The sequence below is a fragment of the Micromonospora sp. NPDC005220 genome (assembly GCF_040607895.1).
In the GTDB taxonomy this organism is placed as follows: Bacteria; Actinomycetota; Actinomycetes; order Mycobacteriales; family Micromonosporaceae; genus Micromonospora.
On sequence record NZ_JBEXHP010000001.1, the window covers coordinates 195030 to 211751 of the forward strand.

Genomic DNA, 16722 nt, shown 5'->3' on the forward strand with positions numbered 1-16722 from the left:
GCCCCGCCCCTGCCCCGCCCCGCCCCTCTCCGCGTCGATCATGGAGTTGTGGTGGGGTGCAAAAGGTGCTCTTGGCTCGATTCCGGGCACCACAACTCCTTGATCGACGCGGTTGGGCGGCTGGGGTTCGTGGGGTGGCGGGGTTTTCGGGGCTGGTGGATAGGGTTGTCGTGGGGGGACGGGTGGGGGACTGGTGGGGACTTGGAAGGGAGTGGGTCGGTGAGGGTTCTGGCGGCGATGTCGGGCGGGGTTGACTCGGCCGTGGCGGCGGCGCGGGCGGTGGCGGCCGGGCACGACGTGACAGGCGTACACCTGGCCCTCGCGCGCAACCCACAGACCTACCGGACCGGGGCGCGCGGCTGCTGCACCCTGGAGGATTCCCGGGACGCCCGACGGGCGGCCGACGTGATCGGCATCCCGTTCTACGTGTGGGACATGGCCGACCGCTTCCACGAGGACGTGGTCGACGACTTCGTCGCCGAGTACGCCGCCGGCCGGACGCCGAACCCCTGCCTGCGCTGCAACGAGAAGATCAAGTTTGCGGCGGTGCTGGACCGGGCGGTGGCCCTGGGCTTCGACGCGGTGGTGACCGGGCACCACGCCCGCCTCGGCGCGGACGGGCTGCTGCGGCGCAGCGTCGACCTGGCCAAGGACCAGTCGTACGTGCTTGCCGTGCTCACCCGCGAACAGCTCGACCGGTCGATCTTCCCGCTCGGTGACTCGACAAAGGCGCAGGTCCGCGCGGAGGCCGCCGAGCGTGGCCTGGCGGTGGCCGACAAGCCGGACTCCCACGACATCTGCTTCATCGCCGACGGGGACACCCGCGGCTTCCTGGCCGGCCGGCTCGGCGAGGCGCCCGGCGACGTGGTGGACGCGACCACCGGCGCGGTCGTCGGCAGCCACAGCGGCGCGTACGCGTACACCGTGGGGCAGCGTCGCGGGCTGCACCTGGACCGGCCCGCCCCGGACGGCCGACCGCGCTACGTGCTCTCCATCACCCCGAAGACCAACACGGTGACGGTCGGCCCGGCCGAGGCGCTGGAGGTGTCCGACGTGCACGGCTTCCGTCCGGTCTGGACCGGCGGCGCCCGCCCGGACGCGCCAGTCGAGTGCGAGGTGCAGCTGCGCGCGCACGGCGACGTGGTGCCGGCCACCGTCGCGCTCGACGGTGACCGGCTGCACGCCGAGCTGCGCCGACCGGTACGCGGCGTCGCCGCCGGTCAGGCCGTGGTGGCGTACCGGCCGGACCCGGCCGGCGACGTGGTCCTCGGCTCCGCGACGATCACCGGGTGACCGCACGGCCGGGGCGTACGCGGGATAGCCTTCGGCCGTGACAGATCAGGCGTGGCCCTGGCCGGCCGGCGCGGCGACCGGAATTGGTTCGCTGCCCGGCACCGACATCGGCGAGGCTCAGCGGGTGGTCCTCGGTGAGCTTCCCGAGCTGCCCCACCTGCCCGAGTTGCCGGCCCGTGGGCCCGGCGCGGACATGATCGGCCGGTCCGCCGGGCTGCTCGTCGAACTTCCCGTCGAGCTGTACGCGGGGCGGTGGCGGGTCGCCCCACGCCCGGGCCGCGACCTGCGCCGAGCCCGTGACCTGATGGAACGCGACCTGGACCAGCTCGCCGAGCAGGCCGAGGGGTACGCCGGGCCGATCAAGGTGCAGGCCGCCGGCCCCCTCACGCTGGCCGCCTCCCTGGAGTTGCCGATCGGTGGCCGCCTGCTGCGCGATCCCGGCGCGGTCCGCGACCTGACCGGCTCTCTCGCCGAGGGGCTGCGCGGGCACGTCGCGGAGGTGGCCCGCCGGCTGCCCGGAGCGTCGGTGCTGCTGCAACTGGACGAACCGTCACTGCCGACCGTGCTGGCCGGGCGGGTGCCGACCGAGAGCGGGCTGGGTGCGTACCGGGCGGTCGAGTCGGTGGACGCCGCCGCCCTGCTGCGCACTGTCGTCGAGGCGGTCGGCGTGCCGACGCTGGTGCACTGCTGCGCCCCGGACGTACCGCTGGAGCTGATCCGCTCCACCGGCGCCGTCGCGGTCGCCCTCGACCTGGACCTCGTCACCGACCTCGACCCGCTGGGCGAGGCGCTCGACGCCGGCCTCGGGTTGTTGGCCGGGGCCGCGCCGACCCGGCCGCCGTCGGCCGGTGGCGCGCCGACCTCCGCACAGATCGCCGATCGGGTACGCCAGCTCTGGGACCGCCTCGGCTTTCCCCGTCGGCAACTCGCCGAGCAGGTGGTGGTCACCCCGGCCTGCGGCCTCGCCGGCGCGACCCCGCAGTACGCCCGGGCGGTGCTCGCCGCGTGCCGGGACGCCGGCCGACGCTTCGCCGAGGACTGAGGTTTTCTGTCGGACCCGGTGGGCAGGATGACGGTCATGATTGGACAGCTGCGTTCAGTGGTGATCGACTGCCCGGATCCGCGGGCGTTGGCGGCGTTCTATGCCGAGCTGCTCGGCGTACCGCTCGCCGAGGGTGACTTCGATGACGACTGGGTGGTGCTGGGCGGCCCGCCCGGTCACCAGCCGCGTCTCGCCTTCCAACAGGCGCTCAACCTGCGGCCGCCGGCCTGGCCGGACCCGGAGCGCCCCCAGCAGTTCCACCTCGACGTGACGGTGGACGACATCGAGGCCGCCGAGAAGGCGGCGCTCGCGCTCGGGGCTCGGCGGTTGCCGGGTGAGGGCGACGGCTTCCGGGTCTACGCCGATCCGGCCGGCCACCCGTTCTGCCTCTGCTGGGACTGAGCTCGCCATGGGTTGCGGCGGCCGGGCACCATGGCCGCCGTGATCCACACCTCTGCGCTGCGCGCCTCCGGTTCGCTCTTCGGCCTCGCCTACGGTGACGCGTTGGGCAAGCCGACCGAGTTCCTGACCGTCGCCGAGATCGAGCGCCGGTACGGCCCGACCGGTCCGCGTCAGCTGTCCGGCGAGCCAGCGCTGGTCACCGACGACACCCAGATGGCGTTGGCGGTGGGTTGGGCGCTGCGCGAGGCGCCGTCGTTCACGCCGGAGGTGGTGGAGCCACTGCTGCGTCAACGCTTCCTGGCCTGGGCGGTCAGCCCGGACAACAACCGTGCCCCGGGGATGACCTGCCTGCGCGCCTGCGCCGAGCTGAGCCGCGGGCTGCGCTGGCAGGAGGCGACAGTGGTCGGCTCGAAGGGCTGCGGGGCCAACATGCGGGTCACCCCGGTCGGGTTGCTCGACACGGACCTCGACACGCTCGCCGGGTTGGCCCAGTTGCAGGCCGGGCTGACGCACGGCCACCCGACCGGGCTGGCCGCCAGCGAACTCACCGCGTACGCGGTCTTCGCGCTACGCACCGGCGTCCCGCTGCCCGAACTTCCCGCGGTGCTCACCGAGCGGGCACGGTCCCAGCGCCTGGTCTACCGGGAGTCGTGGCTGGGCGACCTGTGGCAACGCGCCGGGTTCGGTTCCCCGGAGGAGTTCATCGCCCAGGGCTGGGACGAGTGCCTGGCGGTGCTCGGCCGGCTGACGAACGCCCTGACGCGACCGGACGACGGCGGCGACCCGTGTCAGGTCACCGGGGAGGGCTGGGTGGCCGAGGAGGCGCTGGCCACCGCGCTGCTCTGCGCCGTACGGCACGCCGACGATCCGGTCGCGGCGCTGGCCCGGGGCGCGACCACCGCCGGCGACTCCGACTCGATCGCCGCCCTGGCCGGGGCATTCGTGGGCGCGGCCGTCGGCATGACCGCCTGGCCGCGCGAGTGGTCCAACCGCATCGAGTACGCGGACCAGTTGGCCACGCTCGGCGCGGCCTGGGACTGATCTGGCCTGACCTGGTCCGGCCCCGCCCGTCTGGCCCCGCCCGTCTGGCCCCGCGTCTGGCCCGCCTGTCCGGTCCGCCTGGCCCGCCTGTCCGGTCCGCCTGGCCCGCCTGGGCTGTCTGGTCTGGTCCCCCTGGCCCGTCTCGCTTTGTCTGCCAGCCGTGATCGACTCGGGGTTCTGAAAACCGGGGTATCCGGGAGCTTCGGACACGGCGACTTTCAGGAATCCGAGTTGATCATGGTCGGTGGCGGCCACGAGACGGTCAAAGGTGGCCGCGGGATGGTCAGGTGGTGGGAAGGTGGCGCAGGCTGCGGACCTGTCGCCACAGGTCGGCGTCGCAGCGGCCGGCGTGGTCGGCGAAGGCGGCCGAGCTGAGTCGGATTGGCTCGGTCAGGCTGAGGTAGCTGTCGTGCTCCGCGCCGGGGTCCCAGTCCCGGGTGGGGATCCGGACGTGGTCGTCCCGGTCGCTCTTGTCCTGGCTGGTGATCTTCAGGACATCGGCGCCCCGGGAGTCGGCGCGCAGCACCAGACACGGGCGTACCTTCGACCCGCTGCCGTCGGCGTACGGCACGTCGGCCCACCAGATCTCACCGGGCGCCGGGGTGCCGTCGTGCCGGCCCGTGTCGCGCGAGCGAGGTTTGCCGGTCGGCCGGTCGGCGCCACGGGGCCGTGGCGGGGTGGGACGACGACCGCCGGTGCCGCCCCGACCCGGCCGGGTGTCCGGACGCCGGTTGGCCACCCGGTGCCGCCAACTGTTCCACGCCCAGCCGGCGGCCACCGCCAGCAGGATCGCCGCCGCCCAGAGCAGTGCCGCGCGCATCCGTACCTCCGCGTCCCGGCGACCCACGGGCCACCATCGTCCGGCGATCCTCGCACGCCGCGGTCCGTGCCGCCCGCCAACCACACCGCACCCGCCGCACCGGCCCACCGCCGCACTGCCTCACTGCCGCACCGGCTCACCGGCTCACCGGCTCACCGGCTCACCGGGCCACCGGGCCACCGGCTCACCGGCTCACCGGGCCACCGGCTCACCGGGCCACCGGGCCACCGGCTCACCGGGCCACCGGGCCACCGGCTCACCGGCTCACCGGGCCACCGGCTCACCGGGCCACCGGCCCACTGCCTCACCGGGCCACCGGCCCACTGCCTCACCGGCCCGGGGCACCGTGCCGTCGTCCTTGATCACGTGATGGTGGGTAGCTGGATCGGCCCGTCGACCGCCACTAGACGATCTATTCCATGGGTTCGGTGAGCGGAGGCGGTGGTGCGTCTGATGGTCGAAGACCGTGCCGGCGACGCCGTCCGAGGCGCGGGAGGCGGTTGACAGGGTAGATCTTGGACAGTTTCCGTTAGCAGCTGACGGAAAGTGTCCAAGATTGCCAGCGAAGCCGCGTCGGCCAGGTAGAGCAGCGCGTCGGCCAGGTAGAGCAGGGAGCCGCCGTGGCGGGTGGAGCGGCCCGAGGTCGTGCCGCGCGGGAGCATCTGGTCCCTGTCGCAGCTGGAGGTCGACTCGCCGCGACACGTTCCCGACCGACGGGCGTCGGCGGTCAGGTCCCTTGGAATAGATCCTCTCGGCGTCAAGCGATCACCGACGCGGCTGAGGGGCAGGTCGCTCCGGGCGCGGGCGGACGGCGGATTGTCCCACCGGCCCGATACGGTGCCGGAGTAGCGTGATCAGGGAGGTCGCAGGCGTGTCCGAAGGTGGCGGTGTGTCCGAGGAGCAGATCGGTCAGCAGGTCAGCCCGGCGCAGGAGGCCGCGGCCGGGGCTGAGCCGACGCCGCAGGCCCGGGAGCGGCATGCCGCGCTCAGCCAGGAGTTGACCGAGCACCAGTACCGCTACTACGTCCTGGACGCGCCGACCATCCCCGACGCCGACTTCGACCGGCAGTTGCGCGAGTTGGAGGCGTTGGAAGCGGAGTTCCCGGCGCTGCGGACGCCCGATTCGCCGACCCAACGGGTGGGTGGCACCTTCTCCACCGACTTCACCCCGGTCACCCACGCCGAACGGATGCTCTCGCTCGACAACGCCTTCGCCGACGAGGAGCTTGCGGCCTGGGCCGAGCGGGTCGAACGCTACGCGGGCGGCCCGGTGCCCTACCTGTGCGAGCTGAAGGTCGACGGGCTGGCGATCAACCTGACCTACCAGAACGGCCGGCTGGTCCGGGCCGCCACCCGGGGCGACGGGCGCACCGGTGAGGACGTCACGGCAAACGTGCGCAGCATCCGGGACGTGCCCAGCCAGCTCACCCCGTCCGGCGAATTCCCGGACATTCCCGAGCTGCTGGAGGTCCGGGGCGAGATCTACTTCCCGATCGCCGCGTTCGCCGATCTCAACGCGGGCCTGGTGGAGCAGGGCAAGGCGCCCTTCGCCAATCCGCGCAACGCCGCCGCCGGCAGCCTGCGGCAGAAGGATCCACGGGTCACCGCCACCCGGCCGCTGCGCCTGGTGGTGCACGGCATCGGTGCCCGCCGTGGGTTCCAACCCAGGGCGCAGTCCGAGTCGTACGCGGCACTCAAGTCGTGGGGGTTGCCGACCAGCGACCGCTGGCGGGTCGTCCCGGACCTGGCCGGGGTGGCGGGGTTCATCGCCTACTACGCCGAGCACCGGCACGATGTCGAGCACGAGATCGACGGCGTGGTGGTCAAGGTCGACTCGGTCTCCATCCAGGGCCGGCTCGGGTCGACCAGTCGTGCCCCCCGCTGGGCGATCGCCTTCAAGTACCCGCCGGAGGAGGTCACCACCAAGCTGCTCGACATCGACGTCAACGTGGGGCGTACCGGCCGGGTCACTCCGTTCGCCGTGCTCGAGCCGGTGCGGGTGGCCGGTTCCACAGTGGCGCTCGCCACCCTGCACAACGCCCGCGAGGTGGAGCGCAAGGGCGTGATGATCGGCGACACGGTGGTGCTGCGCAAGGCCGGCGACGTGATTCCCGAGGTGCTCGGCCCGGTGGTCGAACTGCGGCCCGCCGATGCCCGGCCGTTCGTCATGCCGACCACTTGCCCGGCCTGCGGCACCCCGCTCGCGCCGTCGAAGGAGGGCGACGTGGACATCCGTTGCCCCAACACCCGCAGCTGCCCCGCGCAGTTGCGGGAGCGGGTGTTCCACCTGGCCGGTCGGGGCGCGTTCGACATCGAGGTGCTCGGCTACAAGGGCGCGGCAGCCCTGCTCGACGCAAAGATCATCAACGACGAGGGCGACCTTTTCCACCTCGACGCCGAGCAGTTGTCCCGGTCGCCGTTCTTCGTCAACAAGGACGGCAGCCTGGGCAGTAACGCCACCAAGTTGCTGGATAATCTGGCGGTCGCCCGGGAACGGGACCTGTGGCGGGTGCTGGTGGCACTCTCCATCCGGCACGTCGGCCCGACCGCGGCCCAGGCGCTCGCCCGGCACTTCCGCTCGATGGACGCCATCGACGCGGCCACCGAGGAGGAGCTGTCCTCCGTCGACGGGGTCGGGCCGACCATCGCGGCGAGCATCCGGGAGTGGTTCGCGGTGGACTGGCACCGCGAGGTGGTCCGCAAGTGGGCCGAGGCCGGCGTACGGATGTCCGAGGAGGCGGTCGACGAGGGGCCGCGTCCGTTGGAGGGGTTGACCGTGGTGGTGACCGGCACCCTCGCCGGCTTCTCCCGCGACCAGGCCGCCGAGGCCGTGCAGAGCCGGGGCGGCAAGGTCAGCGGGTCGGTCTCCAAGAAGACCAGCTTCGTGGTGGTGGGGGACAACCCCGGGTCAAAGGCCGAGAAGGCCGCCAGTCTCAAGGTGCCGGTGCTCGACGAGGACGGGTTCCGGCTCCTGCTGGACGCGGGCCCGGACGCCGCCCGGGACGTCGCTCAACCGGGCGGCTGACCCGGTCGGCAGCCGGCCACGGCGACTGGCCGCGTATACCAACTTAATTACGACTACGACCGATTCGTGACTGTCATACCGGGAAACTGGGGGCCGAGGGCGTTTCATTGGGTCACGACGTGCGCACCGGCACGTCGATGGTCGGTCGGGAGGTGTGGTGGAGGTCGCCGACCCACGCAACTCGCTTCCTGCGGGACGGGTCGCACCGTTCGCCGCCTTCGTCGCCGGCATCCTGGCGGTCGCCGCGCTGACCGCAGCCGTTCCACTCGCGATGCTCCCCGACGAACTGCCCCGGCTGCCGGTGGCGTTCTGGACGATGGCCGCGCTCGCCCTGGTGTGTGACGCGCGGCCCTTCGTTCCGCCGGGGCGGCGGCAGACGTCGGCGGTGTTCCCATCGACCTGCTTCACCTTCGCGATCCTGCTCGGCTGGGGGCTCGGCCCGGCGGTGGTGGTGCAGGCGGTGGGGGTGGTCGTCTCGGGCTGGCGGATGCGGCACGCCGCCTGGCGTACGGCGTTCAACGTCGGCCAGTACGCGTGCGCCCTCGCCGCCGCGTACGGGGTGATCCAGCTCGGGTCGGGCACGATCTTCTCCGGCGGGCGGTTGCACTGGACCGGCGTGGCCGCCGTCGGCGGTGCCGCGCTGGCCTGGTTCGTCGTCAACTACGGGTTGGTCAGCTGGGCGGTGCGGCTGCGTTTCGGGGATCGCTGGTGGCCCACCGTCCGCCAGGGCCTCGGCTTCGAGCTGCTCTCCACCGGTTCACTGCTGCTGCTCGCTCCGGTGCTGGTGGCCGCGGCGCGGGTCAGCGCCGCGCTGATCCCGCTGGTGCTGGTGCCGCTCTTCGCCGTCTACCGGATGGCGCGGTTGACCAACGAACAGCAGCACCTCGCCGCTGCCGACCCGCTGACCGGGCTGCCCAACCGCAAGGCCCTGCTGACCGAGGTGGCCGAGCAGGTGCACCTGCATGCCGAGCGGACCGCCCGTGGTGAACCCGACGGGCAGCTGGCGCTGCTGCTGATCGACCTGGACCGCTTCAAGAACGTCAACGACGCCCTCGGGCACGCCGTGGGTGACCGGCTGCTGGTCGAGGTCAGTGCCCGGCTCACCGACGTGCAGCCGCGACCACAGATGATCGCCCGGCTCGGCGGTGACGAGTTTGCCATCGTGATGACCGGGCTGACCGACGTCGGTCAGGCGCGGGAGTTGGCCGACCGGGTGGTCCAGGCGCTGGCCGAGCCGGTGCCGCTCGACGGGCTGCCGTTGGACGTGGGCGGGTCGATCGGGATCGCCCTCTTCCCCGAGCACGGCGAGGATTTCGCCACCCTGATGCGCCACGCCGACGTGGCGATGTACGACGCCAAGCACCGCAACGACACGGTGGCCGTGTACGCCCCGGAGTCCGACCACAACTCCGCCGAGCGACTCGGGCTCCTCGCCGACCTGCGCCGGGTACTGGAGGCCGGCCCGTCGGGCGAGGGACCGTTCGACGCCGAGCCGGGCGGCCAGGGTCAGCGCGAGGGCGCGCAGCCGGACGGGAGCGGCCGGCACGGCGAGCCGGGCGACGCCGATCGGACGGATGACGTACCCCTTGGCGCGTCGGCGGAGGTGCGCGGCGGTGACGGAGCGGCGCTGCCCACCGGGGCGCCGGCCGAGGGCGCGTTGCCTGCGGTGGCGACGGGCCGGTCCGCGTCGGCGCCGACGGTCGCCACGGCGCCATTGGGAGCTGGTCGGTGGTGGGCGCGTCGTCGGCGTACCGACGCCGAGCTGGTGCACTCCGATGAGCTGATCAACCGGATCGCCACCGGAGCCGACCCGATCCGGGGCCGCAACGCCCGGACCACGGTCGCCGGCACCCGTCCCGGCTCGGCCCGGGAGCGGCGCGCCGGGGGCGGGAACGGCCGGCGGTCCCCGAACGGGGGCGCGGTGGGCAGGGGTCGGTCCGGGGTGCGGCGGGATGTCGCGCCGGGTACGCCTGGGCAGCCACCCGAACCGACCGGGTGGGCGCACGCGGACGATGAGCCGGCCGACGACGCCGGCGAGATCACCATGTACTACCAGCCGCAGATCGCCATCGCGACCGGCGAGGTGGTCGGCGTCGAGGCCCTGCTGCGGTGGCGGCACCCCTCGCGCGGCATGGTCGACCCGGAGGAGCTGATCCGGGTCGCCGAGCAGAGCGCCGTGATGCGACTGCTCACCCGTCGGGTCGTCGACGACGTGGTGGAGCAGCTCGCCAAGTGGTCGGCGGCCGGCATCGGCCTGCGCGCGGCGCTGAACGTGAGCGTGCGCGACCTGCACACCGGCGAGATCGCCGACCAGATCGCCGACCGGCTGGCCCGGTACGGGGTGCCGGCCGAGCGGCTGCAGGTCGAGATCACCGAGGGCGCGTTGATGGCCGACCCGCGCCGGGTGCTGGCCACCATCTCCCGGCTGCACCGGATCGGGGTGGCCATCTCGCTGGACGACTTCGGCACCGGCTACTCCTCCCTCCAGCACCTGCGCCGTCTGCCGCTGTCCGAGGTGAAGGTGGACCGGTCGTTCGTCCTCGGCATGGCCGACGACGCCGACGACGCGGCGATCGTCCGGTCGATGATCGAGCTGGCCGGCGCGCTGGGCCTGCGGGTGGTCGCCGAGGGTGTCGAGGACGAGCGGACCTGGCGGCTGCTGCACGCCGCCGGCTGCGACGCCGCTCAGGGCTGGTTCTACGCCCGGCCGATGCCGGCCGAGGAGTTGGCCGCCTGGCTGGCCCGGTACCGGCCGGTCCGTCCGACCGGCGGGCACCCGCAGCCGGACGTTGCCCGCCGCCCCACCCGCTGACCCGCCCACCGACGCGGCGCGAGGCGCGGCGGAGGGGGAGTCGAGGACGCGGCACCGGAGCGGAACAATAGACTCGCTCCGGTCACCGCGTGTCACGCTCCACCTGTCGCGCGGCCGGCACACCGCCCGACCAGCAGGAATTCAGAAGGGGGCACGGATGGCCGCCATCTCCCGCGAGGAGGTCGCGCACCTGGCGCGCCTGTCGCGGCTCGCCGTCACCGAGGAGGAGCTGGACACGTTCGCCGGCCAGCTCGACGTGATCCTCCAGGCGGTCGCCCAGGTTGGCGAGGTCGCTGCGGCGGACATCCCGCCGACCTCGCACTCGGTGCCGCTGACCAACATCTTCCGCGAGGACGTGGTCACGCCGTGCCTGACCCCGGAGGAAGCGCTGTCGGGCGCGCCCGACGCCGAGGACCAGCGGTTCCGCGTACCGCGGATCCTGACCGAGGATGTGGCTTCATGAGCGACTTGACCAGAATGACCGCGACGGAGATCGCGAGCCTGGTCGCCGGGGGCGAGACCTCGGCCGTCGAGGTGACCCAGGCGCACCTGGACCGGATCGCCGCGGTCGACGACCGGGTGCACGCCTTCCTGCACGTCGACACCGACGGCGCGCTCGCCGCGGCCCGTGCGGTGGACGAGCGCCGGGCCGCCGGCGAGGAGCTGGGCCCGCTCGCGGGGGTGCCGGTCGCGGTCAAGGACGTGCTCGCGACCCGGGGCGTGCCGACCACCGTGGGGTCGAAGATCCTGGAGGGCTGGCGCCCGCCGTACGACGCGACGATCGTGCAGCGGCTGCGGGAGGCCGGCACGGTGATGCTCGGCAAGACCAACATGGACGAGTTCGCGATGGGCTCCTCCACCGAGTACTCGGCGTACGGCCCGACGCACAACCCGTGGGACCTGGGCCGGATCCCCGGTGGTTCGGGTGGTGGCAGCGCCGCCGCGCTGGCCGCGTACGAGGCGCCGTTGGCGATCGGCTCGGACACCGGTGGCTCGATCCGCCAGCCCGGCGCGGTCACCGGCACGGTGGGTGCGAAGCCCACCTACGGCGGCACCTCCCGGTACGGGCTGGTGGCCTTCTCCTCGTCGCTCGACACCCCGGGCCCGTGTGCCCGCAACGTGCTCGACGCGGCCCTGCTGCACCAGGTGATCGGCGGGCACGACCCGCGTGACTCCACCTCGATCCCGCAGCCGGTGCCGGACGTGGTGGCCGCGGCGAAGCTCGGCGCGACCGGCGACCTGACCGGTGTGCGGCTGGGCATCGTGAGCGAGTTCCTCGGCGAGGGCGCCGAGCCGGGTGTGATGGCCGCGTTCCGTGAGTCGGTCGACGCGCTGACCAAGATGGGCGCCGAGGTCGTCGAGGTGTCCTGCCCGACGTTCGCGTACGCGCTGCCGGCGTACTACCTCATCGCCCCGAGCGAGTGCTCCTCCAACCTGGCCCGGTTCGACGGTGTCCGGTTCGGCCTGCGGGTCGGCGACGACGGCAACCGGTCGCTGGAGGAGGTCATGTCGCTGACCCGCGAGGCCGGCTTCGGCCCCGAGGTGAAGCGCCGCATCATGATCGGCACGTACGCGCTGTCGTCGGGCTACTACGACGCGTACTACGGGCAGGCGCAGAAGGTCCGTACACTCATCACGCGGGACTTCACCGCCGCGTTCGAACAGGTCGACGCGCTGATCTCGCCGACCACCCCGTCGGTGGCGTTCCCGCTGGGCGCGCGAACCGCCGACCCGTACCAGATGTACCTGGCCGACCTGTTCACCATCCCGACCAACCTGTACGGCGGCCCGGGCATCTCGGTGCCCTGTGGTCTCTCCGAGGGGCTGCCCGTGGGCCTTCAGGTGATGGCCCCGACGATGGCCGACGACCGGATGTACCGGGTCGCGGCCGCGCTGGAGTCCGCGGTCGGCACGTTCACTCCACCGGCGCTCTGAGGGCGGGCGGGATGCTGACGCGGATCGAGATCGACGGTTTCAAGTCTTTCCGTGATTTCTCGTTGGACATCCCGCCTTTCCTTGTGATCATCGGGCGGAATGCGGCAGGCAAGTCGAACTTGTTCGACGCTATTCAGTTTCTTGGGCGACTGGCCGGTGACCCGGTTCTTGAAGCCGCACAACACATGCGTGGCGACATCGTGGATCTGTTTCACAAGCATACCGACGGATCCTCGGTCGAGGTGATGTCATTTGCCGCGGAAGTACTGCTGGACAGATCGGTTACCGATGCGTTTGGTGACACGGCCGAAGTCAACCATTCGCGGCTTCGCTACGAGTTGACGCTTGAACTCAGGTCGACCGGCCACAGCGGCACACAGCGGCCGTACGTCGTCCGTGAGTCAGTTCGGAGGATCCGGCGGGCGGACGACACGTGGGTGGCCCGGTTCGACGCCGCGCAGCGTAAGCGGTTGGCGGCCTACCGCACCGGGGCCGATCCGTTGGAGACGGAGCAGGACGAGCAGAACCGGCCGGTCTTCAGCATCAGGCAGCAGGGCAATCAGGGGCGTAAGCGTCGGCTTCCGGCGACGGCTGCCACCGCCACCGTCTTGTCCAGCCTGACCACGGCGACAGATTTCCCCCTGCTGTACGCACTCAAGCGGGAGATGCAGTCGTGGCGTCTGCTGCATCTGGATCCCAGTGCGCTGCGTGCCCCTGACTCCTACGACGACCCCGATGGCCTCGCGGCCAACGGAGGTCACCTGGCCAACACGCTGCGGCGGTTGGCGGATGAGACTGGCAATGACGACAGGCCGGAGGGGGCGCTGAACGACCTCTCCGCTGACTTGGCCGCCGTCATCCCGGGTGTCATCCGGGTTCGCCTTGCTGAGGATGAGGCCCGCCGGCAGCGGCAGGTGGAAGTGTTGACCCGAGAGGAAGCGCCGTTCTCTGCCCGGGTGGCCTCGGACGGCACACTGCGGGCGATCGCTCTCCTGGCGGCACTCTACGATCCCAGGGGTGCCGGTCTTATCTGCTTCGAAGAGCCTGAGAATGGCATTTTTCCGCAACGGCTCGCGCAGTTCGTCAGGTACCTCCGGAACCTCGTGGATCGGGCCATCGACGCTGGAACCGATGGTGCCGCTCTGACTCAGCTCATCCTGAGCAGTCACTCGCCGGCGATCCTGCGAGCGTTGGAACCTGCTAACGCCCGGCTGCGAACGGACGCGGTCTTCATGGACGTCGTCAGTCGTGTCCAGCGCGGCCAGGCCCGTAGTCGGGTCAGTCGGTGGCGAGCGATCGCAGGGGCGCAGCAGCTCACGATCGATGACGCGTTGGATGTCGGAAGCGTGGTGAGCCCGAGAGAAATTGCTGAGTTCGAGGTCCTGGCGGAGTTGGACACCTGATGCGTTATCTGACCTCCGCGTTGGTGTCCGAGGGCGTCACCGATGACCAGTTTCTTCCCCGGCTGCTTGCCAGGGCGTTGACCGAGATCTGCTTGACCGAATTCGAGGACGCGGTCGAGGTCGCTGACGTTCAGCCGTTACGCGACCGAAGAGGCCCGTGCTCGGTAGCTGACGTCATCGGGCTCGTCGAGCAGAATCCGGCAAGCTTCTCCCTGATCTTCTTTCATCACGATCAGGGCGCCAACGCCGAGCGGACTGTTGCAGAGTGGCTGCGACCGCTGCGTGAGTTGTGGGGGGAGCGTGCGGAGCAACTGGTGGCAGTGGTTCCGGTGCGGGAGACGGAGGCGTGGCTTCTCGCGGATGGTGACGCGCTGCGTGGTGCGCTCGGCGTCAGGTGGACTGATGCCGAGATGGGACTCCCTGCGCAGCCGCGACTGGTGGAGCGAGTGGCCGATCCCAAGAACGCGCTGAACAAGGTGATGGACCGGGTGAGCCGGTCGACTACCGACCACTACGGCCAGCTTGGCGAGTTGGTCTCGCTGGCTCGTCTGCAGGGAGTGCCCGCGTACCAACGGTGGTGGACTGACACCCGCGACGCGCTGATGCGGCTGGGCTACCGCTCAGCGTGATCCAGTGTCGAACCGGTGAGGTAGCGGCGGGCCCGTTGGGTGGTGCGCCACTGCTGGTAGAGCACCACCGCCCAGGCCACCGCCCCCACTCCGGCTGTCCAGCGGGTGGGCGTTCGGTCGGTGCCGACGGCGAGTAGCACCTGCATCGCCAGGGCCACACCGAGGGCCCAGGGTGACCACCGCCGGCGTACCTGCTGCTCTGCCTCCTTGCGGGCTAGCGCGTCGATCCGCGGGTCGGTGGTCCGGCCGTCGCGCAGTGCCGCCTTGACCCGTCGCATGCTGGTCGGGTCGGTGCCGTCCGACGGTGACGGGTTTCTGGTCATCAACGCGTTCACCAGCAGTGCGACGGCGATGCCCACCGTCGCGGGTAGCAGGAGGAACAGCAGGGGCGGCAGGCCGCCGGCATTCCCCTTCCCGTCGGCGATCAGCACCCCGACGGCGAACGTGGCCAAGACGCTGGCCAGCAGCAGCACCACCGCAGTCATGGTCAGCCGGTTCGAGCGCCGCCGGGCGGCCGCGACCAGCCGGGCCCGTTCCATCTCCGCCGGTTCGTCCCCCGTGTTCGTCATGGTCGATACCTACCCGGACGGCCGTCTCGATACGCCGGGGCGTGGGCCCGTCGCGGGGTGTTCTGGAAACCCGGGCGAAGCATGGCCCGGCAACCCCATTAGGCTGGACAGGTTCTGTCCGGATCGCGCCTGGAGCGTCTCATGACCACGACACTGCCCGCGTACGACGAGGTCGTTGCGCGCTTCGAACCGGTGATCGGCCTGGAGACCCACGTCGAGCTGGGCACGAACACCAAGATGTTCTGTGGTTGCCCGACCGACTTCGGTGGCGAGCCGAACACCCGGGTCTGCCCGGTGTGCCTGGGTCTGCCCGGTTCGCTGCCGGTGGCCAACAAGGCGGCCATCGAGGCGATCATCCGGATCGGCCTGGCGTTGAACTGCTCGATCGCCGAGTGGTGCCGGTTCGCCCGGAAGAACTACTTCTACCCGGACATGCCGAAGAACTTCCAGATCAGCCAGTACGACGAGCCGATCTGCGTCGACGGTTACCTGGACGTCGAGGTCAACGGCGAGACGGTCCGGATCGAGATCGAGCGGGTGCACCTGGAGGAGGACACCGGCAAGACGCTGCACGTCGGCGGGTCCACCGGCCGCATCCACGGCGCGACCGAGTCGCTTGTCGACTACAACCGGGCCGGCATCCCGCTGGTCGAGATCGTCACCAAGCCGATCACCGGCACCGGCGCGCTCGCCCCCGACGTGGCCCGGGCGTACGTCGCGGAGTTGCGCGACGTGATCCGCACCCTCGGTGTGTCCGACGTGCGGATGGAGGAGGGTTCGCTGCGCTGTGACGTGAACACCTCGCTCAACCTGCCGGGCGCGGAGTGGGGCACCCGTACCGAGACCAAGAACGTCAACTCGCTGCGGTCGGTGGAGCGGGCGGTCCGCTCGGAGATGCTGCGGCAGGCGTCGGTGCTGGACGCGGGCGGCCGGATCACCCAGGAGACGCGCCACTTCCACGAGGACACCGGCGACACCACCCCGGGTCGCTCGAAGGAGACGGCCACCGACTACCGGTACTTCCCCGAGCCGGATCTGGTGCCGATCGCCCCGGACCCGGCCTGGGTCGCCGAGCTGAAGGCCGCCCTGCCGGAGCTGCCCCGGGTGCACCGGCGCCGGCTCCAGGAGCAGTGGGGTCTCTCCGACCTGGACATGCAGTCGGTGCTGAACGCTGGCGCGGTCGAGCTGATCGAGGCCACCGTGGCCGCCGGCACCACTCCGGCCGCGGCCCGTAAGTGGTGGCTGGGTGAGCTGTCCCGCCGGGCCAACGAGAGCGGCGTGGAGCTGGCCGAGATCGGTGCCACCCCCGCCCAGGTCGCCGAGCTGCAGGGGCTGGTCGACGCCGGCAAGCTCAACGACAAGATGGCCCGCACGGTGTTGGAGGGCGTGGTCGACGGTCAGGGCTCGCCCACCGAGATCATGACCAGCCGGGGCCTGGAGGTCGTGTCGGACACCGGCGCGCTCACCGCGGCCGTGGACGAGGCGATCGCCGCGAACCCCGGCATCGCCGACAAGATCCGCAGTGGCAAGGTCGCGGCGGCCGGCGCGCTGGTCGGCGCGGTCATGAAGTCGACCCGTGGTCAGGCCGACGCCGCGGCGGTCCGCACGCTGATCCTGGAGCGCCTCGGCGTCGAAGGCTGAGACCGACCCGGAGAAGGGGGGGGGCCGGGGCCCGCCCGGGCGCCCCGCACACCCCCCAACCGGACACCGCCCCCCCCCCCCCCCCCCCCCCCCCCCCCCCCGCCCAGCCC

General features: G+C 71.8%; 13 protein-coding genes. 11 read left to right on the plus strand and 2 right to left on the minus strand.

The window, feature by feature from the left end; all coding sequences use genetic code 11:
• The first annotated feature begins 219 nt into the window (after positions 1 to 219).
• From mnmA to ABZU52_RS00950, 4 genes are read left to right on the plus strand one after another with little or no spacing between them, the layout of a single operon-like run.
• A complete protein-coding gene (gene mnmA / locus ABZU52_RS00935; protein WP_354969038.1) occupies positions 220 to 1293 on the plus strand; it encodes a tRNA 2-thiouridine(34) synthase MnmA in 1074 nt (357 codons plus the stop codon).
• Between the two features lie 37 nt (positions 1294 to 1330).
• Positions 1331 to 2335, plus strand: coding sequence for a methionine synthase (locus tag ABZU52_RS00940; protein WP_354969039.1), 1005 nt, complete (start codon positions 1331 to 1333; stop codon positions 2333 to 2335).
• 36 nt (positions 2336 to 2371) lie between these two features.
• Complete coding sequence (locus ABZU52_RS00945) at positions 2372 to 2737, plus strand: VOC family protein (protein ID WP_354969040.1); 366 nt, start codon at positions 2372 to 2374, stop codon at positions 2735 to 2737.
• Positions 2738 to 2767: 30 nt separating this feature from the next.
• A complete protein-coding gene (locus ABZU52_RS00950) occupies positions 2768 to 3778 on the plus strand; it encodes an ADP-ribosylglycohydrolase family protein (protein WP_354969041.1) in 1011 nt (336 codons plus the stop codon).
• Between the two features lie 283 nt (positions 3779 to 4061).
• Here ABZU52_RS00950 and ABZU52_RS00955 read toward each other — a convergent pair whose 3' ends face one another.
• Positions 4062 to 4598 (minus strand): type II toxin-antitoxin system PemK/MazF family toxin, encoded by a 537-nt coding sequence (locus ABZU52_RS00955; RefSeq protein ID WP_354969042.1) that lies wholly within the window; start codon positions 4596 to 4598, stop codon positions 4062 to 4064.
• Positions 4599 to 5487: 889 nt separating this feature from the next.
• Here ABZU52_RS00955 and ligA point away from each other — a divergent pair.
• The 6 genes from ligA (at position 5488) to ABZU52_RS00985 (ending at position 14402) form a co-directional block, all read left to right on the plus strand.
• Positions 5488 to 7623, plus strand: coding sequence for an NAD-dependent DNA ligase LigA (ligA, locus tag ABZU52_RS00960; protein ID WP_354969043.1), 2136 nt, complete (start codon positions 5488 to 5490; stop codon positions 7621 to 7623).
• 157 nt (positions 7624 to 7780) lie between these two features.
• Positions 7781 to 10435: a bifunctional diguanylate cyclase/phosphodiesterase gene (locus tag ABZU52_RS00965; protein ID WP_354969044.1), complete on the plus strand. Its 2655-nt coding sequence runs from the start codon at positions 7781 to 7783 to the stop codon at positions 10433 to 10435.
• A 157-nt stretch (positions 10436 to 10592) separates the two neighbouring features.
• Entirely contained in the window at positions 10593 to 10898 is a 306-nt protein-coding gene (gatC, locus tag ABZU52_RS00970; RefSeq protein WP_091393256.1) for an Asp-tRNA(Asn)/Glu-tRNA(Gln) amidotransferase subunit GatC, read from the plus strand.
• Complete coding sequence (gatA, locus tag ABZU52_RS00975) at positions 10895 to 12370, plus strand: Asp-tRNA(Asn)/Glu-tRNA(Gln) amidotransferase subunit GatA (RefSeq protein ID WP_354969045.1); 1476 nt, start codon at positions 10895 to 10897, stop codon at positions 12368 to 12370. The genes gatC and gatA overlap by 4 nt, the downstream gene beginning before the upstream one ends.
• Before the next feature lie 11 nt (positions 12371 to 12381).
• A complete protein-coding gene (locus tag ABZU52_RS00980; RefSeq protein ID WP_354969046.1) occupies positions 12382 to 13773 on the plus strand; it encodes an AAA family ATPase in 1392 nt (463 codons plus the stop codon).
• On the plus strand, positions 13773 to 14402 hold the full coding sequence (locus ABZU52_RS00985) for a DUF4276 family protein (protein WP_354969047.1): 630 nt from the start codon (positions 13773 to 13775) through the stop codon (positions 14400 to 14402). Before ABZU52_RS00980 ends, ABZU52_RS00985 begins: the two co-directional genes overlap by 1 nt.
• Here the strand turns inward: ABZU52_RS00985 and ABZU52_RS00990 are convergent.
• Positions 14387 to 14971 carry a hypothetical protein gene (locus tag ABZU52_RS00990; protein ID WP_354969048.1) on the minus strand — a complete coding sequence of 195 codons (585 nt, stop codon included), beginning with the start codon at positions 14969 to 14971 and terminating at the stop codon, positions 14387 to 14389. The genes ABZU52_RS00985 and ABZU52_RS00990 overlap by 16 nt on opposite strands.
• 141 nt (positions 14972 to 15112) lie before the next feature.
• Here ABZU52_RS00990 and gatB point away from each other — a divergent pair, with 141 nt between their 5' ends.
• Entirely contained in the window at positions 15113 to 16612 is a 1500-nt protein-coding gene (gatB, locus tag ABZU52_RS00995) for an Asp-tRNA(Asn)/Glu-tRNA(Gln) amidotransferase subunit GatB (RefSeq protein WP_354969049.1), read from the plus strand.
• Positions 16613 to 16722 lie beyond the last annotated feature (110 nt).

Coding starts and splice junctions, on each gene's coding strand:
- ABZU52_RS00985 (WP_354969047.1), top strand. CDS start 13,773: ATGCGTTATCTGACCTCCGCGTTGGTGTCCGAGGGCGTCACCGATGAC.
- ABZU52_RS00990 (WP_354969048.1), bottom strand. CDS start 14,971: ATGACGAACACGGGGGACGAACCGGCGGAGATGGAACGGGCCCGGCTG.
- ABZU52_RS00945 (WP_354969040.1), top strand. CDS start 2,372: ATGATTGGACAGCTGCGTTCAGTGGTGATCGACTGCCCGGATCCGCGG.
- ABZU52_RS00950 (WP_354969041.1), top strand. CDS start 2,768: ATGGCCGCCGTGATCCACACCTCTGCGCTGCGCGCCTCCGGTTCGCTC.
- ABZU52_RS00980 (WP_354969046.1), top strand. CDS start 12,382: ATGCTGACGCGGATCGAGATCGACGGTTTCAAGTCTTTCCGTGATTTC.
- gatC (WP_091393256.1), top strand. CDS start 10,593: ATGGCCGCCATCTCCCGCGAGGAGGTCGCGCACCTGGCGCGCCTGTCG.
- gatB (WP_354969049.1), top strand. CDS start 15,113: ATGACCACGACACTGCCCGCGTACGACGAGGTCGTTGCGCGCTTCGAA.
- gatA (WP_354969045.1), top strand. CDS start 10,895: ATGAGCGACTTGACCAGAATGACCGCGACGGAGATCGCGAGCCTGGTC.
- ABZU52_RS00955 (WP_354969042.1), bottom strand. CDS start 4,598: ATGCGCGCGGCACTGCTCTGGGCGGCGGCGATCCTGCTGGCGGTGGCC.